The organism is Patescibacteria group bacterium, from assembly GCA_041651355.1.
In the GTDB taxonomy this organism is placed as follows: domain Bacteria; phylum Patescibacteriota; class Patescibacteriia; order Patescibacteriales; family UBA12465; genus JAPLVX01.
On the sequence record JBAZJK010000001.1, the window covers coordinates 748342 to 770479 of the forward strand.

16 protein-coding genes and 2 tRNA genes are annotated in these 22138 nt (G+C 42.0%); 10 read left to right on the forward strand and 8 right to left on the reverse strand.

Going from position 1 to position 22138, the window contains the following annotated elements:
- Positions 1-2: 2 nt before the first annotated feature.
- The 4 genes from der to topA all read left to right on the forward strand — a co-directional run bounded on the left by der (position 3) and on the right by topA (position 5408).
- Entirely contained in the window at positions 3-1421 is a 1419-nt protein-coding gene (der, locus tag WC441_03780) for a ribosome biogenesis GTPase Der (GenBank protein ID MFA5163618.1), read from the forward strand.
- Positions 1422-1425: 4 nt separating this feature from the next.
- Positions 1426-1986, forward strand: a complete 561-nt coding sequence (gene pth / locus WC441_03785; GenBank protein MFA5163619.1) for an aminoacyl-tRNA hydrolase — start codon at positions 1426-1428, stop codon at positions 1984-1986.
- Between the two features lie 175 nt (positions 1987-2161).
- Positions 2162-3052 carry a DNA-processing protein DprA gene (dprA, locus tag WC441_03790; protein ID MFA5163620.1) on the forward strand — a complete coding sequence of 297 codons (891 nt, stop codon included), beginning with the start codon at positions 2162-2164 and terminating at the stop codon, positions 3050-3052.
- A 127-nt stretch (positions 3053-3179) separates the two neighbouring features.
- Positions 3180-5408 (forward strand): type I DNA topoisomerase, encoded by a 2229-nt coding sequence (gene topA, locus WC441_03795; protein MFA5163621.1) that lies wholly within the window; start codon positions 3180-3182, stop codon positions 5406-5408.
- 55 nt (positions 5409-5463) lie between these two features.
- Here the strand turns inward: topA and WC441_03800 are convergent, their stop codons facing one another.
- From WC441_03800 to WC441_03820, 5 genes are read right to left on the reverse strand one after another with little or no spacing between them, the layout of a single operon-like run.
- Positions 5464-5778, reverse strand: coding sequence for a hypothetical protein (locus WC441_03800; GenBank protein MFA5163622.1), 315 nt, complete (start codon positions 5776-5778; stop codon positions 5464-5466).
- 37 nt (positions 5779-5815) lie between these two features.
- Entirely contained in the window at positions 5816-8233 is a 2418-nt protein-coding gene (gene pheT / locus WC441_03805) for a phenylalanine--tRNA ligase subunit beta (GenBank protein MFA5163623.1), read from the reverse strand.
- Positions 8234-8237: 4 nt separating this feature from the next.
- A complete protein-coding gene (pheS, locus tag WC441_03810; protein ID MFA5163624.1) occupies positions 8238-9266 on the reverse strand; it encodes a phenylalanine--tRNA ligase subunit alpha in 1029 nt (342 codons plus the stop codon).
- Positions 9267-9270: 4 nt separating this feature from the next.
- Complete coding sequence (locus WC441_03815) at positions 9271-9654, reverse strand: hypothetical protein (GenBank protein MFA5163625.1); 384 nt, start codon at positions 9652-9654, stop codon at positions 9271-9273.
- Between the two features lie 10 nt (positions 9655-9664).
- The gene (locus tag WC441_03820) at positions 9665-12295 is read right to left on the reverse strand and encodes a valine--tRNA ligase (GenBank protein ID MFA5163626.1); all 2631 of its coding nucleotides are present in this window, start codon (positions 12293-12295) and stop codon (positions 9665-9667) included.
- 105 nt (positions 12296-12400) lie between these two features.
- Between WC441_03820 and WC441_03825 the strand changes: the two genes are divergently transcribed.
- The 5 genes from WC441_03825 to WC441_03845 all read left to right on the forward strand — a co-directional run bounded on the left by WC441_03825 (position 12401) and on the right by WC441_03845 (position 16212).
- Positions 12401-13540 (forward strand): DHH family phosphoesterase, encoded by a 1140-nt coding sequence (locus WC441_03825; GenBank protein ID MFA5163627.1) that lies wholly within the window; start codon positions 12401-12403, stop codon positions 13538-13540.
- 51 nt (positions 13541-13591) lie between these two features.
- Positions 13592-13665, forward strand: a tRNA-Ile gene (locus tag WC441_03830).
- A gap of 6 nt (positions 13666-13671) precedes the next feature.
- Positions 13672-13745: transfer RNA gene (locus WC441_03835), tRNA-Val, on the forward strand.
- 94 nt (positions 13746-13839) lie between these two features.
- Positions 13840-14289: an Hsp20/alpha crystallin family protein gene (locus WC441_03840; protein ID MFA5163628.1), complete on the forward strand. Its 450-nt coding sequence runs from the start codon at positions 13840-13842 to the stop codon at positions 14287-14289.
- A 24-nt stretch (positions 14290-14313) separates the two neighbouring features.
- Positions 14314-16212 (forward strand): VanW family protein, encoded by a 1899-nt coding sequence (locus tag WC441_03845; GenBank protein ID MFA5163629.1) that lies wholly within the window; start codon positions 14314-14316, stop codon positions 16210-16212.
- A gap of 252 nt (positions 16213-16464) precedes the next feature.
- Here the strand turns inward: WC441_03845 and WC441_03850 are convergent, their stop codons facing one another.
- The 3 genes from WC441_03850 to argS form a co-directional block, all read right to left on the reverse strand.
- A complete protein-coding gene (locus WC441_03850; GenBank protein MFA5163630.1) occupies positions 16465-17319 on the reverse strand; it encodes an MBL fold metallo-hydrolase in 855 nt (284 codons plus the stop codon).
- A gap of 502 nt (positions 17320-17821) precedes the next feature.
- A complete protein-coding gene (locus WC441_03855; protein ID MFA5163631.1) occupies positions 17822-19234 on the reverse strand; it encodes a glycine--tRNA ligase in 1413 nt (470 codons plus the stop codon).
- A gap of 19 nt (positions 19235-19253) precedes the next feature.
- Complete coding sequence (argS, locus tag WC441_03860) at positions 19254-20960, reverse strand: arginine--tRNA ligase (GenBank protein ID MFA5163632.1); 1707 nt, start codon at positions 20958-20960, stop codon at positions 19254-19256.
- A gap of 190 nt (positions 20961-21150) precedes the next feature.
- Here argS and WC441_03865 point away from each other — a divergent pair, with 190 nt between their 5' ends.
- The gene (locus WC441_03865; GenBank protein ID MFA5163633.1) at positions 21151-22137 is read left to right on the forward strand and encodes a hypothetical protein; all 987 of its coding nucleotides are present in this window, start codon (positions 21151-21153) and stop codon (positions 22135-22137) included.
- The last annotated feature ends 1 nt before the right edge of the window (position 22138 follow it).

Here is a 22138-nt window from a genome sequence, read left to right on the forward strand (position 1 = left end):
GAATGACTAAATCTATAAAAAAAATCCCTAGCGTCGCCATTTTCGGACAAACCAATGTCGGCAAGTCCACTCTTTTTAATTGCCTAACTGAAAAAAAACAAGCTCTAGTCTCAAACATACCCGGCACCACCAGGGATAGTAATATCAACCGAGTAACTTGGAACAACCAGGAGTTTGAACTGATCGACACGGCTGGCATAGCTGACCAGAAATTTTTAAAGGGACAAAAGCTAAAACCCGAAGAAATCGATGCCCGCGCCCAAGATCGTACGCGCGCTTATTTAGAAAGCTGCGAGCTTATTCTCTTCCTCTGTGATAACAAGGCCGGACTTTTGATTTCCGACCGGGAGCTAGCCCGCTTTATCCAAAAAAATCCAAAACTAAAAGATAAGACTATCTTGGTAGTAAACAAGGTTGACAACTTCCGACAGGCTAATGAAAGCGCTATTTTTAACAAACTTGGATTAGGGGAACCGATGAGGATTTCTGCTCTGACTGGCGCCGGCACTGGAGACCTGTTAGATTTAGTGATTAAAAAACTTTTCAAAAAAACATCTAAAGCCAAGACTGCCCCAAAAACTGATAAACAAGAAGAAAAAACTAGCCGAGAAACCACCACTCTGTGCATCATCGGCCAACCGAATGTTGGCAAATCCTCTTTACTTAATTCTATCCTGGGTTATGACCGTGTTATTATCAGTCCAGTGCCTCATACTACGCGAGAACCGCAAGATACGGTGATAGACTACAAGAGCCAGCCAATCACCCTAATTGATACAGCTGGCATCTCGCGCCATGGACATAAGGACGGAAAAAAACTGGAAAAATACGGAATTGAAAAATCTCTCAAGGCTTTAGAAAGGGCGGATGTCGCCTTATTAGTCTTTGACATTTCAGTGGGCCTCAACCATCAAGATGCTAAGTTGGTAGAAGAGATTGCCAACCGCAAAAAAAGCCTGATCTTTATCGCTAATAAATGGGACAAGATAGAAGAAAAAGATACTAAGAAGCTTTCTAATTACATCTACGGCAAGCTACCTTTCGCTACTTATGCCCCCATCCTATTCGTTTCCGCTAAAACCGGGCTTAAAGTTAATAAAATTCTAGACTTGGCCTTAGAAGTCTCCGCTAACCGCAAAATCAGCTTAAGCGATGCCGCCCTCAGCCACTTTCTACAGAAAGTTATCCGTATCCATAAGCCAGCCAAGGGCAAAGGTCTAAGAGCCCCACGGATCTACTATATCAAACAAGTCCACGATGATCCGCCTAAATTCGAGATAAAGATCGGCTCTAAGGATAATCTCCACTTTTCCTATGTCCGTTTCTTAGAAAACAGGCTAAGAGAAAAATTTGGCTGGGTCGGTACACCCCTAACCGTGTTTGTTAATAAAAAACGCCGCGTCCATAGCGTGGCGGAATAAAAATATGCGCGTTATCATCGGTTTGGGAAATCCTGGCAGCCAATATCAAAACACTCGACACAACGCCGGCTACTTAGCAATCGACTATTTAGCCGCTAGGGCGGCTGAAAAGAGTAATGAAAACCTCACCTGGGAAGAGAACAAAAGATTCCAAGCTCTAATTTACAAAAGTAACGACACCATCTTTGCTAAGCCCCTAAGCTATATGAATGCTTCTGGTCGCAGCGCTCAAGCCATCTTAAACTATTACCATCTCTTACCTAAGAAAATCGGACTGATTAAAAAGAAAGATAGCGATCTCAGTGACTTTCTGATCGTTATTCACGATGATATCGATATAGAATTGGGTAAAATGAAAATATCTCTTGATTCCAGGAGTGCTGGCCATCGGGGAGTCGAATCAATCATCCAATATTTAAAAACTAAAAACTTCACTAGGATCCGTTTAGGAATAAACTCGCCAGCCAAGGGACAAATTCCCACCGATAAATTCGTCTTACAAAAATTCAGCCCGGCGGAACTAAAGCTGTTAGAAGGAGTGATTACCAGCTTAAATATCGATTAAAGACTTAGATACAATAATACCCAGGTTACCGCTTGGGTAAGAAGGATATAGATCATAAACGGCAAGGAGGATAGCAGTTTATAATAAACAAACTTCTTACAAAAGCAGTAATCTGGGTATTATTTTGACTTTATATATTAACAAAGCCTCGGACTAATGTCAAGGCTTTTATGTTATGGGAAATCTGAGCCAACAAAACCTAAGATATCTGGCTTTCAACCACTTCCCCGAATTCGGAGCAGTAGCTTTTAAAAAAATAATCGCCACCTTCGGCAGCCTAGACGGTTTTTGGCAGGCTGACTACCGCGACTGGCGTCGCAGTGGGCTAAGAATCGAACTATTGGCAAAATTTAGTAATTTCCGAAAAAACTTCTCAAGCGACAAAATAATTAAAATTCTAGAAAAAGAGAATATTAAACTTTTAAACTATGAGGATGTAGATTATCCCTGGTTATTAAAAGAAATCAGTAGCCCGCCGCCGCTTCTTTATTACCAAGGAAATATCAAAGCCCTGAAAATAAAAAATTTGGCTATCGTGGGTAGCCGTGAAGCTTCACCCTCTGCCGCTAATATTATCCATGATTTACTATCACCACTACTAATATATAATATTGGCACTGTTAGCGGTCTAGCTCGAGGCATTGACGCCCTGGCCCACCGGGAAACGCTAAGATGCCGAGGAACGACGACAGCGGTGATGGGGGCCGGACTTAGCCGAAGCAGTTTTTACCCGCGAGACAATTACCAATTATACTTAGACATTTTAGGCCAAGGAGGGTTAATCCTATCTGAATTTTCTCCGCTTACTCCGCCCCTCAAACAAAACTTTCCCCAAAGGAACAGGATAATTGCCGGCTTAAGCCAGGCGGTGTTGGTCATCGAAGCTAAAGAAAAATCCGGGTCTTTGATAACGGCTAGCTATGCTTTAGACTGTAACCGAGAAGTATTAGCCGTTCCGGCTTCGATTAGTCCTGAGTCACCCCAAGGAACGAACGAATTAATCAAACAGGGGGCAAGGATGGTTACTAAGAGCCAGGACATTTTAGAAAGTTTGAACATGCTTTAAGAGAAAAATTTTAGCTTTATCCCAACGAGCCATCAAAACCCTAGCAAGGCTCAAACTTGACACTTCGTCATTAAATAGTACACTAAGTATTATGATTATCAATAAATCATTATAAACTAGCACAGATATGCCTTTAATTATAGTCGAATCACCAACTAAAGCGAAAACTATCAGCAAATTCTTAGACAAGAAATACCAGGTCGAATCCTCATTCGGCCATATTCGCGATTTGCCGAAAAGCGAGATGGGAATTGATATCGAGAATAATTTCACCCCTCGTTATATAGTCCCTAGCGCCGCCAAAAAAACTGTTAGCAACCTAAAAAAATTAGCGGCTAAAGCCGACAAGGTTATTCTAGCTTCCGATGAAGACCGCGAAGGCGAAGCGATTGCTTGGCATTTAGCGGAAATCCTAAATTTAGACGAAAAAAAGACAGAACGCCTCGTCTTCCATGAGATAACTAAAGATGCTATTACCGAGGCTCTGAAGAATCCCCGTCATTTAGATCACCATTTAGTCGACGCCCAACAGGCGCGTCGCGTACTAGACCGCCTAGTCGGCTACGAGCTGTCTCCTTTTCTCTGGAAAAAGGTGGCCCGGGGCCTATCAGCAGGCCGAGTCCAAAGTGTGGCCATGCGCTTGATCGTCGAAAGAGAAAAAGAAATAAAAGCTTTTATTTCTCAAGATTATTGGAGCCTGAGTGCTGAATTAGCCTCCGCTCAAGATAAGGCCAAACGCTTTAACGCTAATTTGTATAAAATAAATAGTAAAACTTTTGATAAGCTGGAAATCAGCCAAGAACGAGCTGATGATTTAGAAAAAGACTTACAGCAAGCTGATTATAAGATTGCTAAAATAGAAAAGAAAAAACTTAATAAAAATGCACCCGCTCCTTTTACGACCTCAACATTGCAGCAAAGCGCTAATCGGATGCTCGGTTATAGTGCCAAGCAAACTATGACCATCGCGCAAAAATTATACGAACAGGGATATATCACCTATATGCGCACCGACTCGTTGAACCTGTCCCAAAAATTCTTAAGTGAGGCTAAAGACTATTTGGAAAAAAACCTAGGAGCAGACTATAGCTTGAAACAAGCCAAGATTTTCAAAAACAAAAGCAAGAACGTCCAAGAGGCCCACGAAGCTATCCGTCCCACTGAAGCTTTTAACTCGCCCGAAAAAATCCAAACCAAGATCGACAAAGGGTTTTTCCGTCTCTACCAATTGATCTGGCAAAGGGCCTTAGCCAGTCAGATGCCTCCTGCCGTCCTCGATGCCACCGTCATTGACGTTGAGGCGAAGAATAAAGATAAATATATCTTGCGCGCTACCGGCCAAACCCTTAACTTTCCTGGCTACCTCAAAATCTACCCGGAAAAAACCACCGAACAGGAATTACCGACTCTTAAAGAGAAAGACCAACTAAAACTGATCAAACTGCAAAAAGAACAGCACACTACCAAACCGCCCGCTCGCTACAGCGATGCTGGCTTGGTTAAAGAAATGGAAAAGCACGGTATTGGCCGGCCGTCTACCTACGCTCCGACGATTGCCACGATCATTGCTAGGAACTATGTAGTTAGGGATGAAGCGAAAAAATTAGCTCCCACCGATATCGCTTTCGTGGTTGAAGACGTGCTCACCAAGCATTTCCCCGAAATCATCGACTATAAATTCACCGCTAAAATGGAGAATGACTTAGATGAAATCGCTAATGGTGATAAGAAATGGCAGCCGGTTATACAAACTTTCTACAATAAATTCCACGATAACTTAAGCAACAAGTACGTGGAACTTAATAAACAAGATATTATGCCAGAAGAAAAATCTGAGGAGGTGTGCGACAAATGCGGTTCGGCCATGGTCGTCAAAACCGGGCGTTATGGCAAATTCTTAGCCTGCTCTAATTTCCCGGCTTGCCGCAATATCAAAAAAAATAATACAGGCTCGAATGGTTCTGGAATAAGTGACGACAAACACTTACAGGAACTGCAAGAAAAATACCAGGGCTTGGCCTGCGATAAATGTGGCGCTGACATGGTAGTCAAAAATGGAAAATTCGGTTATTTTCTGGCTTGCTCGGCCTATCCTAAATGTAAAAACATCAAGAACCTTGATGCTAAAGGCGGTGAGGCTAAAGATATTCCTTGCCCGGCCTGTGGCGAGGGAAAAATTGTTAAAAAATTTAGCCGTCGCGGCGCCTTCTATGCTTGTAATAATTACCCGAATTGCAAAAACGCCTATTGGGGGGAACCGACAGGCGAAAAATGCCCAGATTGCGGGGCTTTATTGGTTAAGGAAAAAACTGGAAAAATAAAATGTAGCGACCGATCCTGCGGACACGAGGAATAAGAATTTCACAAATGAAAAACAGGTCTCTCTAAGAGGCCTGTTTTGTTATTTAAGCTTATTTTTTTGCCTTAGCTTTTTTGGTTTCTTTCTTCTCCTGATAAGCCGCCTTGCGATCTTTAATAAAATCCATGGCATGCTTGGCAAACTCGGTAAACATCATTAAAGAAGCAGCGCCATTGGTGAATTTATTCTTAATATTAGCTACGATTCCTTCAGCCTCAATAGTAATCTTTTCTATCCTCTTAGTGATCTTATATAATTTTTGGATGCTAGCGACGAAATAATAAATCGCCCAACACAGAAAGAAGCTCAGAGCCAAGACGCAGACCGACAGGACTAAATTTAAGATGTCATTTGATGTTGAAAACATATTTTAAAAAATTAATTTTCCTCCTTAAGGCGCCGGACTAGAAATTTCTCAACTGCGCCTCAAACTTATTTTCTAAATGGCTGACTAGACGGGATTGCAACTCATCGACTTCGCTGGCTTTCAGGGTTCTCTCTGGCGACTGGTAGCTTAGATGGAAGGCCAAACTCTTAAGATTGCTAGCTAATTTCGAACCACTATAAACATCAAAAAGCTCTACCCGGACGATCAGTTCACTAAAGTTCTTAATCTCTTCCCTGATTTCATTATACAATACTTTTTGCGGAATCACAAAAGCTAAATCGCGAGTCAAAGCCGGATAACGGGCTGGCTCTTCATATTTTTTATTCTTAGCTTGTAGAAATAGGTCGTGCAAACTGCGCCAATCAATTTCAGCTACTGAGCAGGCTTTTTTCAAACCGAAATCACCAGCCCGATCTTCGCTGACCCGAGCTATCAAACCTAAAGAGACATTTCCGACACATACCTTAGCGGCTAAACCCTTGCTGGCCCAAGGAGTCTCTTCTTCGAGTGGCAAAAAATTAGTCTCTAAGCCTTGCCCTAATAGACTTTGTAAAAAGTTATTGACGCGACCCTTGAGATTAGCAAAAGAATCTCCTTGGTTACTTGCTATTAGTAGAGCTAAAAATTTATCCTGATATGGCAAGAACTCTCCATTATTATCTTTATTGATCGTCCCGCTTAAAGGCTTAAAAACCCGGCCGATCTCAAACAGGGCAATCTCTTCATAATTGAACTGGTTGGTGCGGACATTATTTAATAAGCCCACCAAAAGGTTCTGACGCAAAAGAGTGTGTTGTTCGGAAATAGGATTAACCAAGCGAAGATTGTTAGACCAATCAAGGTTTAATTTCTTCAGCTGGGTTTCATTCACGAAAGAATAATTATAAATCTCTGTAAAATGATTTTCTTTAGCTAAAATATCTTGAACCTGCCTTTCTAATTCATTCTCAGTCAGCGCTAAGGGTGGTCTTAGCTGTACTACCGGCCAAACCGCTTCGATGTTATCATAACCATAAATCCGGGCGACTTCTTCTAAAATATCTTCTTTGCTAGAAACATCTTTAGCGGCCCGCCAGGTCGGAATCAGAGCGGAAAATTCATTATGAGAGACGCTAACACTAAAACCAAGCTTTTCCAAGATATGAATAATTTTTTTCTTATCTATCTTAAATCCTAAGCGCTGACACAGCCAATCATGGCTAAATTGGACTGGTCCTAGATAAAGGTTGAAGCTGGCTGATTCGCTTAATTGGCTGCCTAGAACCATATCGGGGCAAACTTGTTTTAATAAGAATATGAAACGACGCCAGGCTAAATCGCTTAAATTGGGGTCCAGACCTTTCTCAAAGCGCATCGAGGCTTCAGTCCGTAAACCTAGGGTAGAAGAAGTCTTTCGAATAGAAACTGGTTCGAAATTCGCCGATTCCAAGATGATGCTTCGTGTTTCCGCTTTGATGCCGCTCTCCAAGCCCCCCATAACTCCGGCAATAGCGAGTGGTTTCTTGCCGTCGGTGACAAGAAGCATATCCTCGCTCAAATGGCGCTCGACCTCGTCTAGGGTGACTAAGCTTTCCTGGCGTTTAGCCCGGCGAACAACAATTTGCTTGATATTATCAGCCGCAAAAGCATGCAAAGGCTGGCCCAGCTCCCACATCACATAGTTGGTTAAGTCGACTACATTGTTAATGGGCTTGAGACCAACGGCGAGAAGGCGATCCTTGAGCCAAGCTGGAGATTCTTGAATCTTGATGCCATCAATCTTAATCGCCTGATATCTTGGACAAAGTTTTGCATCTTCAATTTTTAAACTAAGCTTTTCTTTCGCTTCCAACTTAAGTTCAAGATCGATAAAATCACTATAGGGCTTTAACTTTAAATCAAAAATAGTAGCCACCTCACGAGCTAGGCCGTATTGACCCCAAAGGTCACTCCGATTTGATAAAGACTTATTGTCTATCTCTAGAATAATATCATCATGATTTAAATAAGCAGAAAATTCTTGGCCAATTTTTGCTCTGTCTAAAACCATTATCCCGGAATGATCATGACCTAAGCCGAGCTCATCTTCAGCACAAATCATACCTCTTGATTTGACGCCCCTGATTTCTGACTCTTTGATCTCTAGGCCATTCGGTAGCTGCGCGCCCACTAAAGCGACCGGCACTAATTGGCCAACCGCGACATTAGGGGCGCCACAAACTATTTCCAAAACCTCTGAGCGGACATCAACTTTAGTCAAGCGTAGACGATCAGCATTAGGATGGGGTTCAACTGATAAAACCTTGCCGACGATAACCCTGTCATACCGCTTAGCGAGATCGGTAATACCCTCAACTTCAACCGTGTGCATCGTTAGTTTGTCTCTCAATTCGAACGGACTGATCGATTTTGGCAATTTTACAAAATCCTTCAGCCAATTAATGGATAATAACATATAATTAGAATTGTTCTAAAAATCTTAAATCTCCACTATTAAACAAGCGGATATCATCGATCCCGTATTTAAGCATCGCCAAACGGTTCAAGCCAAAGCCAAAGGCCAAGCCAGAATATTCCTCAGGATCCAAGCCTCCGGCCCGTAAAACGCTGGGATGGATAAGCCCGCAGCCGACGATCTCCAACCAACCGCTGTATTTGCAAACCCGGCAACCCTGGCCCCCACATAGAAAACAAGTGTATTCACCGTTAGAACCAGGCTCGACAAAAGGGTAAAACTTAGGCCGCATCCTTAATTTAGTATTCGGGCCATAAAGCCTTTGGCCGACTAACTCCATTAAATTCTTCAGGTGGCCGAAATTGATATTCTTATCAATCATCAAGCCTTCAAGCTGATAAAAAGTGTGCTCATGGCGAGCATCAGTGGCCTCGCTACGATAGGTGCGGCCAGGAATTATCGCTCTTAAAGGCGCTCCATACTTTTGGATAGCCCTCACTTGGGTATTAGAGGTCTGAGTCCTCATCACCAAGTCATAAACACCCTGCTTATTCTTAAGGTCCACATAAAAAGTATCTTGCATATCGCGAGCCGGATGATGCGGCGGAATATTAAGGGCTTCAAAGTTATAATAATCGCTTTCGAGCTCCGGACCATCTAGAGACATAAACCCTAAAGAAGCAAACAAGTCTTCTAGCTCCCTCTTTGTTTGAGTCAAAGGATGCAGCGACCCTCGAGAAAACTTGGGGCCAGGCAGGGTAACGTCAATAAAATCTTGACCTGGGCGTTCGCCTTGGACTAAGCGTTTAGCTTCATTAAACTTCGCCTCCAATTCATTTTTTATATTGTTGGCCAACTCCCCGACTTCCTTCCTTAGATCGGTGCTTAGTTCGCCCAAGCCGTGCATCAAGGTGCTTAAACGTCCTTTACGAGACAAATATGTAAGCTCCAGCTCCTTAAGGAGTTCATGATTTTTCGCTTCTTCTAGGCGAACCAAGAATTCCTCTCTCAGAGCTTGTAATTTATTCTTCATATGGTTAATTATTGTTGCTTTTCTTATGAGAAGAAAAATACTCCCAGATGGCAAATATTACAACTAATAAAATTAAATTAAGCCAGCTAAAGAGATGCTGGGCTAAAAGCAGGAATAAACAGATGATAAAGCAGGCAAAAATGAGCGATTGCTTGAAAGCGAGACGGACAACCCGAAAAGCGAGTTCATGTTTTAAAACCTTAAAACGCACCACAAATCCTAATAGCGCCGCCGTGCCGAACACCGATAAAAACAGAGAGGCGTAAAAAAGCAGGAAACCCAACCAATTGGTCTTTTCTGGATCAACCAAGTTGGTAATGAAAATAAAGACACCCCAACAAAGAGCGGTCAGCATTCCCATCACTAACAAATAATTTTTTAAAGTCATAAACGATTTATTATTTAAGCGATTGATTTATTTTCTCTAGCTCTTGTTGGTAGATGGCTAATTTGCTTTCCTCTTGAGCAACTATCTCTCTGGGGGCGTTAGCTTGGAATTCGGTATTAGCTAGTTTGGCCTGGGTGGCATTAACTAGCCTTTCTAAATTGGCTTTCTCTTTTCCTAAACGCGCCAACTCTTTTTCACGGTCTACGGCTCCTAACAAATAAATTTCCGTTCCCCGACTAATCACTTTGATGGCACTATCATCATCTAGTCTTTCTTTTATAAACTCCAGATCGCTGATACCCGTCTTCAAGCTTTTAATAAGCTCTGACTGCGATTCAATCAAATCTTGATCATCAGGGCTAAAAACCTTTCCCACCACCTTTTTCGCCGGCTCTACCCGATTCTGGCTGCGAGCGTCCCTAATGCTCTGGATAATCTCGATAACGCGACTTATAGATAATTCAGCTGCTTCTGAGTTCCTATCATCTTTCCAATCATTGCTTTGCGGCCAGGCCGCCACCATCAAAAGAGAATCGTTAAAATGACTCCAGATTGCCTCGGTAACGAAAGGAATAAAAGGATGCCACAGGATTAGCACATTCTTTAAGAGATAAACGAGAATTTCGTCTTTATTCTTTTCAACTTTGGCCATCTCTAAATACCAATCTGCTAGCTTATTCCAGGTAAAATCTTCCAGGGCTTCAGCGGCTAAAGAAAACTCATAATTTTTCAGATAAATATCAACGCGCTCAACGCATGACTTAAGATTAAACAAAATCCACTCGTCAGCAGCCGTTCTAGATAGAGGAGTTTTGTCAATCGGGGTCTTATGAGAATCCTCAGAAACGCTACCCAAGATATAACGGGAAATATTCCAAAGCTTATTAACAAAATTTCTCTTAGCTTCGGCCTTATCTTCACTGAAACGGGTAGCATTCCCTGGAGTCGATCCCATAAGCAGGGAGAGGCGCAGGGCGTCAGTGCCATATTTTTCAATCATATCTACCGGATCAACACCATTACCTTTGGATTTAGACATCTTTTTGCCGTTCTTGTCCAAAACCGTACCATGAAGATAAACCTTTTCAAAAGGAATCTCTTGTAGGGCAAATAAGGACATCATGATCATTCTGGAAACCCAAAGGGTTAATATTTCCGAACCAGTCTCTAAAACCTGAGTGGGATGAAAACGCGCTAAGTCGCCCGTTTTTTTATGTTCAGAAAAGCTCTCCGGCCAACCTAAAGTGGAAAAAGTCCACATCCCCGAAGAGAACCAAGTATCCAGAGTATCTGGATCCTGTTCCCAATTACCTGAAGCTGGCATCTCGCCCACCGCTATCTTATCGCCTTGATACCAGACTGGGATACGATGGCCGAACCAAATTTGGCGAGAGATGCACCAATCATGCAGGCTGGCCATCCAATCTAAATAACGCTGTTTGAAACGAGCGGGAATAAATGTGATTTGTCCATTAAGTGCCACTTCTCGGGCCACTGCTTTTAAGCTTTGTCCCCCGAGCTTAGCTACCGGCCGATCAACACCAACGAACCATTGCTGAGAGGGCAAGGGTTCGATAGCGGTTCCGCAGCGATAGCAAACCGACAAATTATTCATAACCTCTTCTTCTTTTTCTAATAAGCCGGCGGCTTTAAGATTTAAAATGATCGCTTCTCCAGCTGCCTTGGCATCTAAGCCGGCATAATCACCAAAATCCTTGTTTATCTGGCCTTCTTCGTTAATTACTTTTATGACCGGCAAATCATTATTCTCAGCCATCTGCCAATCAATTAAAGAATGGGCCGGAGTCACCCCTAAAGCCCCGGTGCCGAATTCCATCTCAACATTGTGATCAGCGATAATTTTTATATCGAGCTCCTGGCCGACAAAATTCACTTTAAAACTCTGACCGATATATTCCTGATAACGCGGGTCCTTGGGATTGACCGCCACCGCGGTGTCACCCAATTTAGTCTCCGGTCGGGTAGTGGAAATACTGATAGGAAAATCGGGGCCATACTTAAAAGTATAAAGCTTAGCGCTTTGCTCCTTATGCTCGACTTCATCATCCGCCAGGGTGGAGTGACAGCGTGGGCACCAATTGACTATCCTCTCTCCGCGGTAAATAACCCCCGCCTCATACATGTCTTTAAACATTTTTCGGACTGCCTCTTGCCGGGAGTCGTCGAGGGTAAAAGCCAGGCGGGACCAATCCAAAGAGGCCCCCATTTTCCTAGTTTGGTTTAAAATCGTCGCTTGGGTAACTTCTACGAATTTACTTACTTCGGCTAAAAATTTATCCCGACCTAAGGCGTGACGGCTCAAGCACTTCTCGGCTAACAATTTTTTTTCAACCACGTTTTGGGTGGCGATAGCCGCATGATCCGTGCCTGGCAACCAAAGCGTCCGATATGATTTCAAACGGTAATAACGGATTAGCAGATCTTCGATGGCTAACATCATGCTATGGCCAACGTGTAATTTATCCGTAATGTTAGGAGGAGGCAGGATGATGGTATAAGAAGGCGCCCCTGGTTCAAGGTTCAAATTATCCGGATTAAACAGCCCGGATTCTTCCCATTGTTTGTAGATTTTAGCCTCATAATCCTGAGGATTATAGACCTTGTTAAATTCAGCTTTCATACCTTTAAAATTACCAAAAAAAACGCCCTGAGTCAACCGAAAAAGCCTTGACTCGGGCTAAAAAATTCTCTATATTTAAAGATTAAATCTATCGCATTAGACAACATGCTCAACCAAGAACAGCAAATCTTCAAACAAATAGAGAAAGCTAATAATATCATTATCGTCTTCCCTAAAATAGCGGATGGCGACGTCTTGGCTTGTGCCCTGGCCTGGCTTCTATTTCTAAAGAAACTAGACAAAAAAGTGGAAATAGTTGGGGGACAGCCTCTCTCCCTCAAAACCTGGTCATTCCTACCTGGGTCAAGCGAAATTAAAGAGAACATTGATAACCTAAGGAACTTTATCGTGTCTTTGGATATAAAGAATGCCAAAGTCGGACAAATCAAATATCTAGTAGAAAACAACCAGCTTAACTTCATCATTTCGCCTAAATCTGGCTGGTTCACGCCAGAAGATGTCTCCGCTTCGGCCAGCGGTTTCAAGCATGATTTGATCTTGAGCCTAGGAACGGCTGATTTAGAGTCTCTCGGGGACGCCTATGACCAGAATGTCGAATTTTTCTACAAGACCACTATTATAAATATTGATAACCACCCAGACAATGAAGAATACGGACAGATAAATTTCATCGACCTCAACTCTCTATCCTTGACTGAGGCCAGCTTCCATCTTTTCAAGGCATACCAAGAAAAAAATATCGATGAGGATATCGCTACCTGCCTATTAGCTGGAATAATTGCAAAAACCAAGAACTTCAAGACGCCTAACTTGACCCCGCGCATCCTTCTCAACAGTTCTGATCTGATCAATCTCGGCGCGCGCCGCGAGGAAATAACTGATCGCCTATACCGGTCAAAAGGCCTCAACGTCCTAAAACTTTGGGGGCGAGCCCTAGAAACATTGCAAGCCGAGGCCGGTAACCACTTGATTTGGTCAATTCTAAATAAGGAAAATCTGCCCCCCAACTATAACCCAGAAAATGACTTAAATGATATCATTGATGAGCTGATCATCAACATTCCAGAGGCTAAGATCATTATTGCCTTTTACCCTGGCGATAATGATAATGAGAGCCGCGCCCTCGTCTACTCCGTTAAAAACATCGACCTTAAAGAAATATTCAAAAACTACGAGCCAGAAGGAAGGATAAAATCCGTCAAAATAAAGATAAACCACGAGCTTACCAAAGCCAGCGAAGAGATAACAGAGTTAGCCAAAAAAGCGCTTGTCAAAATAGTTTAGGTAGGTATAATAAAGGTGCTAGCCATTTTTTCTAGAATCATCTATAATATCGGGCATATAGCTCAGTTGGTTAGAGCACCGCTCTTATAAAGCGGGGGTCGATGGTTCAAGTCCATCTATGCCCACTAAACGGACCCGTAGCTCAGTTGGTTAGAGCGTTACGTTGACATCGTAAAGGTCGCCCGTTCGAGCCGGGCCGGGTCCACACTAAAAACAAGCCTGTCATCGGGCTTGTTTTTATTAAGATAATATTTACTTTTCCCTGAAAGACTGATAAATTAGAGAGGTAGATACTCTATATGATTAAAATATTCAAAAACCCTAAGATAAAGAATGAAGAAAAAAATAACCGTAACAGTTTTTTGGAAGAAATCGCTCAAGATCAAGATGATTGGAGCCAAGAAGATCAAATTGAAGGACAATTAGCTATTGATGTTTATCAGACCAAACATAAAATTATCATTAAATCGACTATTGCTGGCGTCAAACCGGAAGATTTAAAGATATCGCTCCATCACGATCTCTTAAGCATCAAAGGACATCGTCACCTCGATGAAAACATCGATGAGAACGACTATCTATTTAAAGAGTGCTATTGGGGTAATTTTTCCCGAGCGATTATCTTACCGTCTGAAGTCGACCCCGGCCGCATCGATGCCGTTCTGGAAAACGGCATCCTAACTATTAGTTTAGAAAAAATCAAAACCGAACCGGTACAGATTGCTGTCCAGGAAGAAGAATCCGAATAATATAGGCCTTAAGGCCATACATCTATGGTCAAGAAAACTAAACACGTTGTAATATTCTCCCTGCTGGCCGTGCTTATAATAGCGATGGCGACCGGGAGCATTTTTTTATACCAATCTTGGCGAAATCAACAAGGCAAAATATACCCAAAGCTCTATCTGGGCTCATACCAATTAGGTGGCCTAAGCCAAGACGAGGCTTTACGCTTAATCAGTGAAAAAAGTGCGGAATTAAGCAAACAAGGTTTAAATTTCTCATACAATAACAAAAAATTAAATGTTGGACCAATCGTCTCAGCCGGATCAGATGCTTACGCTATTAATGTTTTTACGCTCGACCCAGAAAAAAACCTACAACTGGTCCTAGACTACCAGGGTCAGGGTTTCTTAGCCTATCTCCGCTACCGCTGGCAAATCCTCTTTAAAAACCCTCAACTCCAATTCAGCTACGATTTAGACCGGGAGGAACTAACAAAAATATTAAACGAAGCCTTCCATGACCAGGAGATCCCAGCTGTCAACGCTGGTTTCAAGCTAGCCTCTGAAAAAGATTTAAACTTTCAACTAGAAGCCGAGAAGGCCGGAAAAATAATAGACTACGAAGCTGCTTTAAATGAAGTGGAAAATAACCTGGCTCGGCTGAATCAGCAAACTATCTTCTTGAAAACCAAGACCGAATATCCGGAAGTCTATCAGAAAGACTTGCCCGCCCTAGAGGCTGACGCGCGGGCAATTTTGAGCCAAGGTGAAATAACTTTGAATTTTAAAGATAAAAAATGGCTCGTCAACTTAACCAGGATAGCCTCCTGGCTTAAGACAGAAAAAAAAGACTCCTCCCTATCCCTTGGTCTGGACCAAGAAAAAATACAGGAATTTTTAAAAGACAAAATAGCTCCAGAGATAGACAAGGAAGCGGCCTTGCCTCGTTTTTCTATGATCAACTCTCGCCTCGCTAATTGGCAGCTCGGAGAAGATGGGCAAAAATTAAACTTGGAATCAAGCAGCCAAAAAATACAAAAAGAATTTATCGAAGACAAGAAAAACAGCATCGAACTGGAAGTCGACGTAGTAAAAACTGATAATTCTAACCCGGAAAACAATCTCAATATCAAAGAAATAATCGGCACCGGCCATTCAAACTTCTCCGGTTCACCAGCTAATCGCCGCCATAATATCAAAGTCGGGGCCGATACGCTTAACGGCCTACTGATAAAACCAGGAGAAGAATTCTCCTTAGTCAAAACCCTGGGGGATGTTGAAGAAGGGTCTGGCTATTTGCCGGAATTAGTGATTAAAAACAATAAGACGGTGCCCGAATATGGCGGGGGTCTCTGCCAGATCGGCACGACCGTCTTCCGTGCCGCCATGCAAAGTGGTCTGCCGATTACCGAGAGGCGCAATCATTCATACCGAGTTAGCTACTACGAGCCGGCCGGGATGGATGCCGCGATTTATATTCCTAAACCAGACGTTCGTTTCCTCAACGATACCGGCAACTATATCCTGATACAAGCCCGCATCGAAAAAAGTGATCTTTATTTCGATTTCTGGGGAGTTAGCGATGGACGTCAGGTGGAAATCAGTAAACCAACCATATACAATATAGTAAAACCGGGGCCGACCAAGATCATCGAAACCACTGACCTTAAGCCTGGCGAAAAAAAATGTACAGAAAAAGCCCACAATGGAGCTGATGCTTTCTTTGATTATAAGGTTGTCTACGCGCAGGCAAATTCTAGTGAAGACGCAACAAAAAAAGTGCGCTTTAATTCGCACTATGTCCCTTGGCAGGAGGTCTGCTTAGTCGGAGTCAGTGCCAGCAGTACGGCTAGCAGCACGGCTTCCACCAGCCCCATTATAGCCACCAGCACTAATCCCGATATTGAATCAGCTACTAACACTGCTAGTAGCAGTCAAACAAACTAATCCTATTATACAAAAAGACCGACTTTAACGGGTAGGCAAGAAAATTTCTCCTAGGAATTCTCGAGCTCACTACAATCAATTAATATCATAATTGATTAAAGTAAGCCCAAAAAACCCTAGCAAGAAAATCCCCATGCTTGTCGTGCCTGACCCGTTACAATCGGCCTTTTTCTTTTTGTAAATTAAATAACTAAGTACTATAGCATAGTAAAAATTATTTGTCAATAGTAAGTAACGCCGACCCGAGCACCATCAATCAAAAGATAATTTATCAATAACATATTTGCCATTATTAGCATAAATTTTAAGATCACCATCGAAGTCGGTTCTAAAAACTTTAAATTTTAAACCAGCTAATCTCAGTAAAGTGCTGGTAGCTGGGTGCCCGAATTTATTATTCTCACCAACAGAAATAATCGCTACCGTAGCGCCGCTTGCCTTTAAAAATTCCGGGGTACTAGCAGTCTGAGAGCCATGATGAGATATTTTAAAGAAGCCCGCCGATAAATCCAACCCTGAATCAATCAAAGATCTTTCAACTTTCTTGCCCGCGTCGCCAGTGAATAGAACGGCTACGCCGGGGCACTCGAACTTAAAAACTAAAGATGAATCGTTAACATCGGAAATAATAAAATCACTTTCAGATAAAGGGTATAAAAAATTTAGGGAACAGCCCGCTCGTAATCTGATTATCTGCCGGTGCGAAACTATATAAGTTCTCTGTCGGGAAAGTTGTGAAAATAATTGATCCGCCGCCGTATCAGAAAATAATGATGACCGCACGACATTCTTAACCTGATAACGCCGCCAGATTTCTATTAACCCGAATAAATGATCGTCGTGCGGATGACTAAGGATCAGATAATCTATCTGTCTTTGCCAAAAAGACAAGACTAAACCCAGCTTCTTTAAAACTGATAAATCCGGGCCGCCATCCACCACAATCAACTCCCCGCCTCGGCTTTTGATCAAAATAGCATCTCCTTGCCCGACTTGGAATATAAAAATCTCTGCCCCAGGCAGCTGCTTATCAAACAAGAACAAAAAAAGAACGATGAAAATAAAAATAGCTATTAATGGCCAAAATAACTTATTTTGATCGCCCATAAAGCATTTCGATAAAAAATAACCCGGAATAAGGAGTAAACTAGGTAATAATATAGCAGACCCTGATAAAATCTAAATAAACTATTTACAAATACAAAGGCCACCCCAGAACAGGGTGGCCTTTGTATAATTTTTAAATTAATAAAACTTACTAATTTCTAAATTAATAAATTTTACAATTTGAAGCTATGCTTATTTTTTCTTTTTAGCTGGTTTCTTCTTAGCAACCTTCTTCACAGCTTTTTTTACAGGTTTCTTCTTAGCAACCTTCTTCACAGCTTTTTTAGTAGCTTTTTTCTTAGTAGCCATAATTATTCACCTCCTTTCATGAGAATAATTGATCTAAAAATTTATTTTTTTAAAAATAAATTTATCGTTCTTTCTAAAATTTTATATCTCTAAGTTAATTATACTCTTTTATTTTTTTTATGGCAATAGTTTTAACTAAAAAAATCTCCCATCGCTGAGATAGGAGATTTATTTCTAAAAAAATTATCACCCATTAAAATTTATCCGCTAAGAAATTTTTTAATTCAGAAATCTTGACTCGCGGTAATTCGGCGCCACTCCTCTTGTCACCCCTAGTTCTAATCGTGACGTCATTATTTTCCAGACTATCGAAATCGACCGTGATACAAAAAGGCGTTCCGATTTCGTCTTGGCGACTATAGCGCTTACCGATGTTGCCATTATCGTCAAACTCACAATTATAGGCAAGCTTTAAAATATTAAAGACCTCTTTGGCCTTGGCCACTAAATCCGGTTTATTCTTAAGCAAAGGAAAGACCGCTAACTTCACCGGGGCTAAATTATAGGGTAGATCTAAGCTAACCCTGACTTCGCCGTTTGTTTCTTCCTCGCGGTAAAATTCGCTTAAGACGGCCAAAAAAGTCCGACCCACGCCAACGGATGATTCGATGATATGGGGCAAATATCTTTCTTGGCTACCAGTATCTACATAACTTAAATCCTGACCGGAAGCTTGGGAGTGGACGCTAAGGTCATAGTTCCCGCGGGCATGGATGCCCTCTAATTCAGAAAAGCCGAAAGGAAAATTATACTCGATATCATACGCGGCCTTAGCGTAGAAAACTAGATTCTCATGCTTATGCCAACGTAAATTTTCCGGGTTCAAGCCTAAATCAAGATAATATTGCCAACGGGCGGAGCGCAACTTTTCATATTCTATCATCTCCTGGCTGGGATGGACGAAATACTGCATTTCCATTTGCTCAAATTCCCGAGTACGAAAAATAAATTGACGGGCCGTGATTTCATTGCGAAAGGCTTTACCGATCTGAGCGATGCCGAAAGGAATCCTGACACGAGCAGAGTCTAAGACATTCTTATAATTAACATAAATGCCTTGGCAGGTTTCTCCCCGTAAATATACCGGCTCTTTCGTCCAATCGCTGGTAAAATTTCCTAGATTAGACTGGACCAATAAATTAAATTTTTTCAGATCGGTAAAATCACTTGATCCGCAAGCCGGACATTTTATCTTCTTAATATTTTTAACAAACAGCTTGCTGATTTCTACTTCGCTCATCTTTTCGTCAGCCTTGAGCCCAATTTCCTCCAAGGCATGATCGACGCGTAAACGCTGGTGGCATTTCTTGCACTCAACCAAGGGGTCAGAGAAGCCTTTGACGTGGCCGCTAGCTTCCCAGATGCGGGGACTCATGAAGATAGCCGAATCCAAACCGACTACATCTTCCCGCCACTGTACCATGTTTTGCCACCAAATCCTCTTAATATTATTAGCTAATTCTACGCCATAAGGTCCGAGGTCATAAATAGCAGCCATGCCGCCATAGATTTCCGATGAGGGATAAACGAAGCCGCGCCGTTTGCATAAAGAAACTATTTTTTCCATCTTCTTGCTATCATTTTGTTTGAATTTAGCTGTTTTCATAATTTTAAAATCTTGTAAATTACATTTCCTCCAAAGTTTCGATGCCTAATAACTCTAGACCGTTACTCAAAATCTGCCCCAACGCTTGCAACAAACTTAGGCGCCAAGTTTTTTCTCGGCTCTCAGCCTGTAAGACATTAACTGATTGATAATAATCGTTGACCATTTGGGCTAAAGAAAAAAGATAATGAGCAATTTCCGAGGGATCACGTTTAGCGGCAGCTATTTCCCTGATCTCAGGATATTTAGCCATAGTCATCAACAAATTCTTTTCTTTTTCTAAAATTAAGCCCTCCAAATCAGCTGGGCAAGTTAAGCGTTTACGCCCAGACTTCCTAATAAGACTTTTAATACGAACCAAAGAATATTGCAAATAAACAGCGGTGTAGCCGTTGAGGCGCAAAGCTTCATTGATATCAAAGGTAATAATCTTGTCAGCTGAAACTTTCAGCATCTCAAACTTGATTGTCCCCAGGGCTAGCTTTAAAGCGAGTTGGTCGATCTTCTTTTGGTTCCAATCAGAGTGCCTAGACTTAATTTCCATCTTGTTCTTTTCCCAAGCCTCCTGCTTTAATTCCTGATAAGTGATAACGTTGCCGGTCCGCGAAGCCATCATGCCCCCAGGCAAGGTGACAAAATCATAAACTAAATGGCTACGTTTATTCTTGTCTCCCATTAGCTCCAATATCTTAAATAACTGTTTGAAATATAAGCTCTGACGCAAATCCACCACATAAATGGATTCAGCCAGCTTATATTTCTTGGCTTTAATCAAAGCTAAGGCTAAATCAGCCACCGGGTATAAAGCCGTGCCGTCAGATCGAATGATGGGCAAAACGCCTAAATCATAGGCTTGCAAATCGGCCACAATCGCTCCTTGGCTTTTAACCAAAATGCCTTTAGCTAATAAAGACTCAACTATTTTTAGCCCCTGTCCTATTACTTCGCTTTCATAAAACGTTTCCTGGAATACGATTCCTAACTCTTTATAAATCTTGGCGAAATAAACCAGGCTCCAACGGCGGCTGGTCTGCCAGAGCTTGTACATCTTGCCCTGCCGTCCCTCAATCACTTTCATCACTTCCGCCACCTCGCTCTTAGCCTTTTCGTATTCAGAAATTTTCTGAGAAGCGGCGCTATAGCATTTGCCTAAGAGATAGCCCTTATCCAGACCTTTAGCTGAATCGCCGATGCGGCGCAGATAATCCTCCCAAAACCACAGAGTCTTGGCAACATGAATCCCGAAATCATTTATATAGGAAACCGGTACCACTCGATAACCGCTACTAGATAATAAACGAGAAGCCGACTCCCCGTAACAAATATTGCGCAGATGCCCCACATGATATTCCTTATGAGTATTGCCATTAGAATACTCTATCATCACTGTCTGTTTGCCGCCGATATGGCTCTGTCCGAACTTAGCGCCCTGCCGGCTGATATCTTTAATCAGGGAAGCGGCTAGATATTCTTCTTTGAGATAAAAATTAAGATAAGCCCCCTCTGCCCTGATTTCTTTAATAACTTGCTTTAGCTCTGGATGCTGACTATATTGATCGGCTAAATCCTTGGCTACCAAGACCGGATTCCTTTCCAACTCCTTAGCTAAAATAAAACAAGGCAGGCTTAAATCACCTAAGTCCGCTTGGGGAGGATAAATAAAATCACCAGCCTCCCGGTCTAAAACCTTAGCGATCATTTTTCTTATCTGTTCTAAAACTGTCATTTATTTAAATTTTCTTATTTATGGGTCGAACTGAAAAATACGGACAAAAACAAGAAAAACGGCATCTTTCCAAAAACAAAAAAATTTGGTAATTATTTAGATTTTATGATATAATATTAACAAACTTCTTTGGTTTTTTCAATAATATAAAAAAAATTAACAAGCTAAGAGTCTTAGCTATTTTAAACTTATGTTCTCTTATCGCGCTTTATTAAAACAAGCCTGTAAAATCAGCTGGCAGCACAAATATCTTTGGTTTTTCGGCCTATTTGCGGCCATGCTAAGCGCTGGCGGCGGCTGGCGACTACTAACCCAAAACATTCAAGCTAATTATCAGGGGGATTTCTGGTCTGGCCTGCTGGGTTTCCTTAATGTGAAATTCTTCTATCAAAATGTCACCGTCGGATTAGCCAATATGTTCAAATACGACTGGATATTTGCCTTAGATAACATCCTGGGCCTTATTTTGATTGGCTTTATCGCCATCTTCTTCATCTGGCTAACTGTCGCCTGCCAAGGCGGCCTGATCAGCCATATCCAAAAAATTATCAACCACAAGAAAGGCTCTACGCCGGAATTAATGGTTAAAGACGGTTTGCATACCGGACACTTAAGCTTCTGGCCGCTATTCGGATTGAATATACTTTTCAAAGTCCTGATTAATTTTGCCTTCATCTTAATCAGCATCCCCTTCTTATTCCTAACCTTGACTGACAACGGTTGGCTCGGAGCTTCTTATATCCTTTTATTCCTAATCTTCATCCCGGTGGCTATCGCCCTTAACCTCATCGTTAGATATGCTATGGCTTATGCGGTTATCGAGAAAAATTCTTTCGTGGAGGCGGTTGAAAATGCCTGGCGCCTATTCAGCAAAAATTGGCTGATTAGCATGGAAATGCTAATTGCTCTGTTTATAATCAATTTCGTGGCTGGCGCTTTAATCTTATTATTTCTCACTATCTTCGTTCTGCCGCTTCTCATCGTTAGTGTCACCTTCGCCATGGGCTGGCTAACCGGCTTGATGATAGTTATCGGTTTGATCGTCCTCGCTCTAGCCGGATCTGTCTTAACTACTTTCGAGAATGCGGGCTGGGTCAGCCTTTTTGTCCGTCTAGAAGAAAAAGGCGGATTAGCAAAATTAGAAAGAATTTTCCAAAAAAAGAAAAACAAAAAATAAA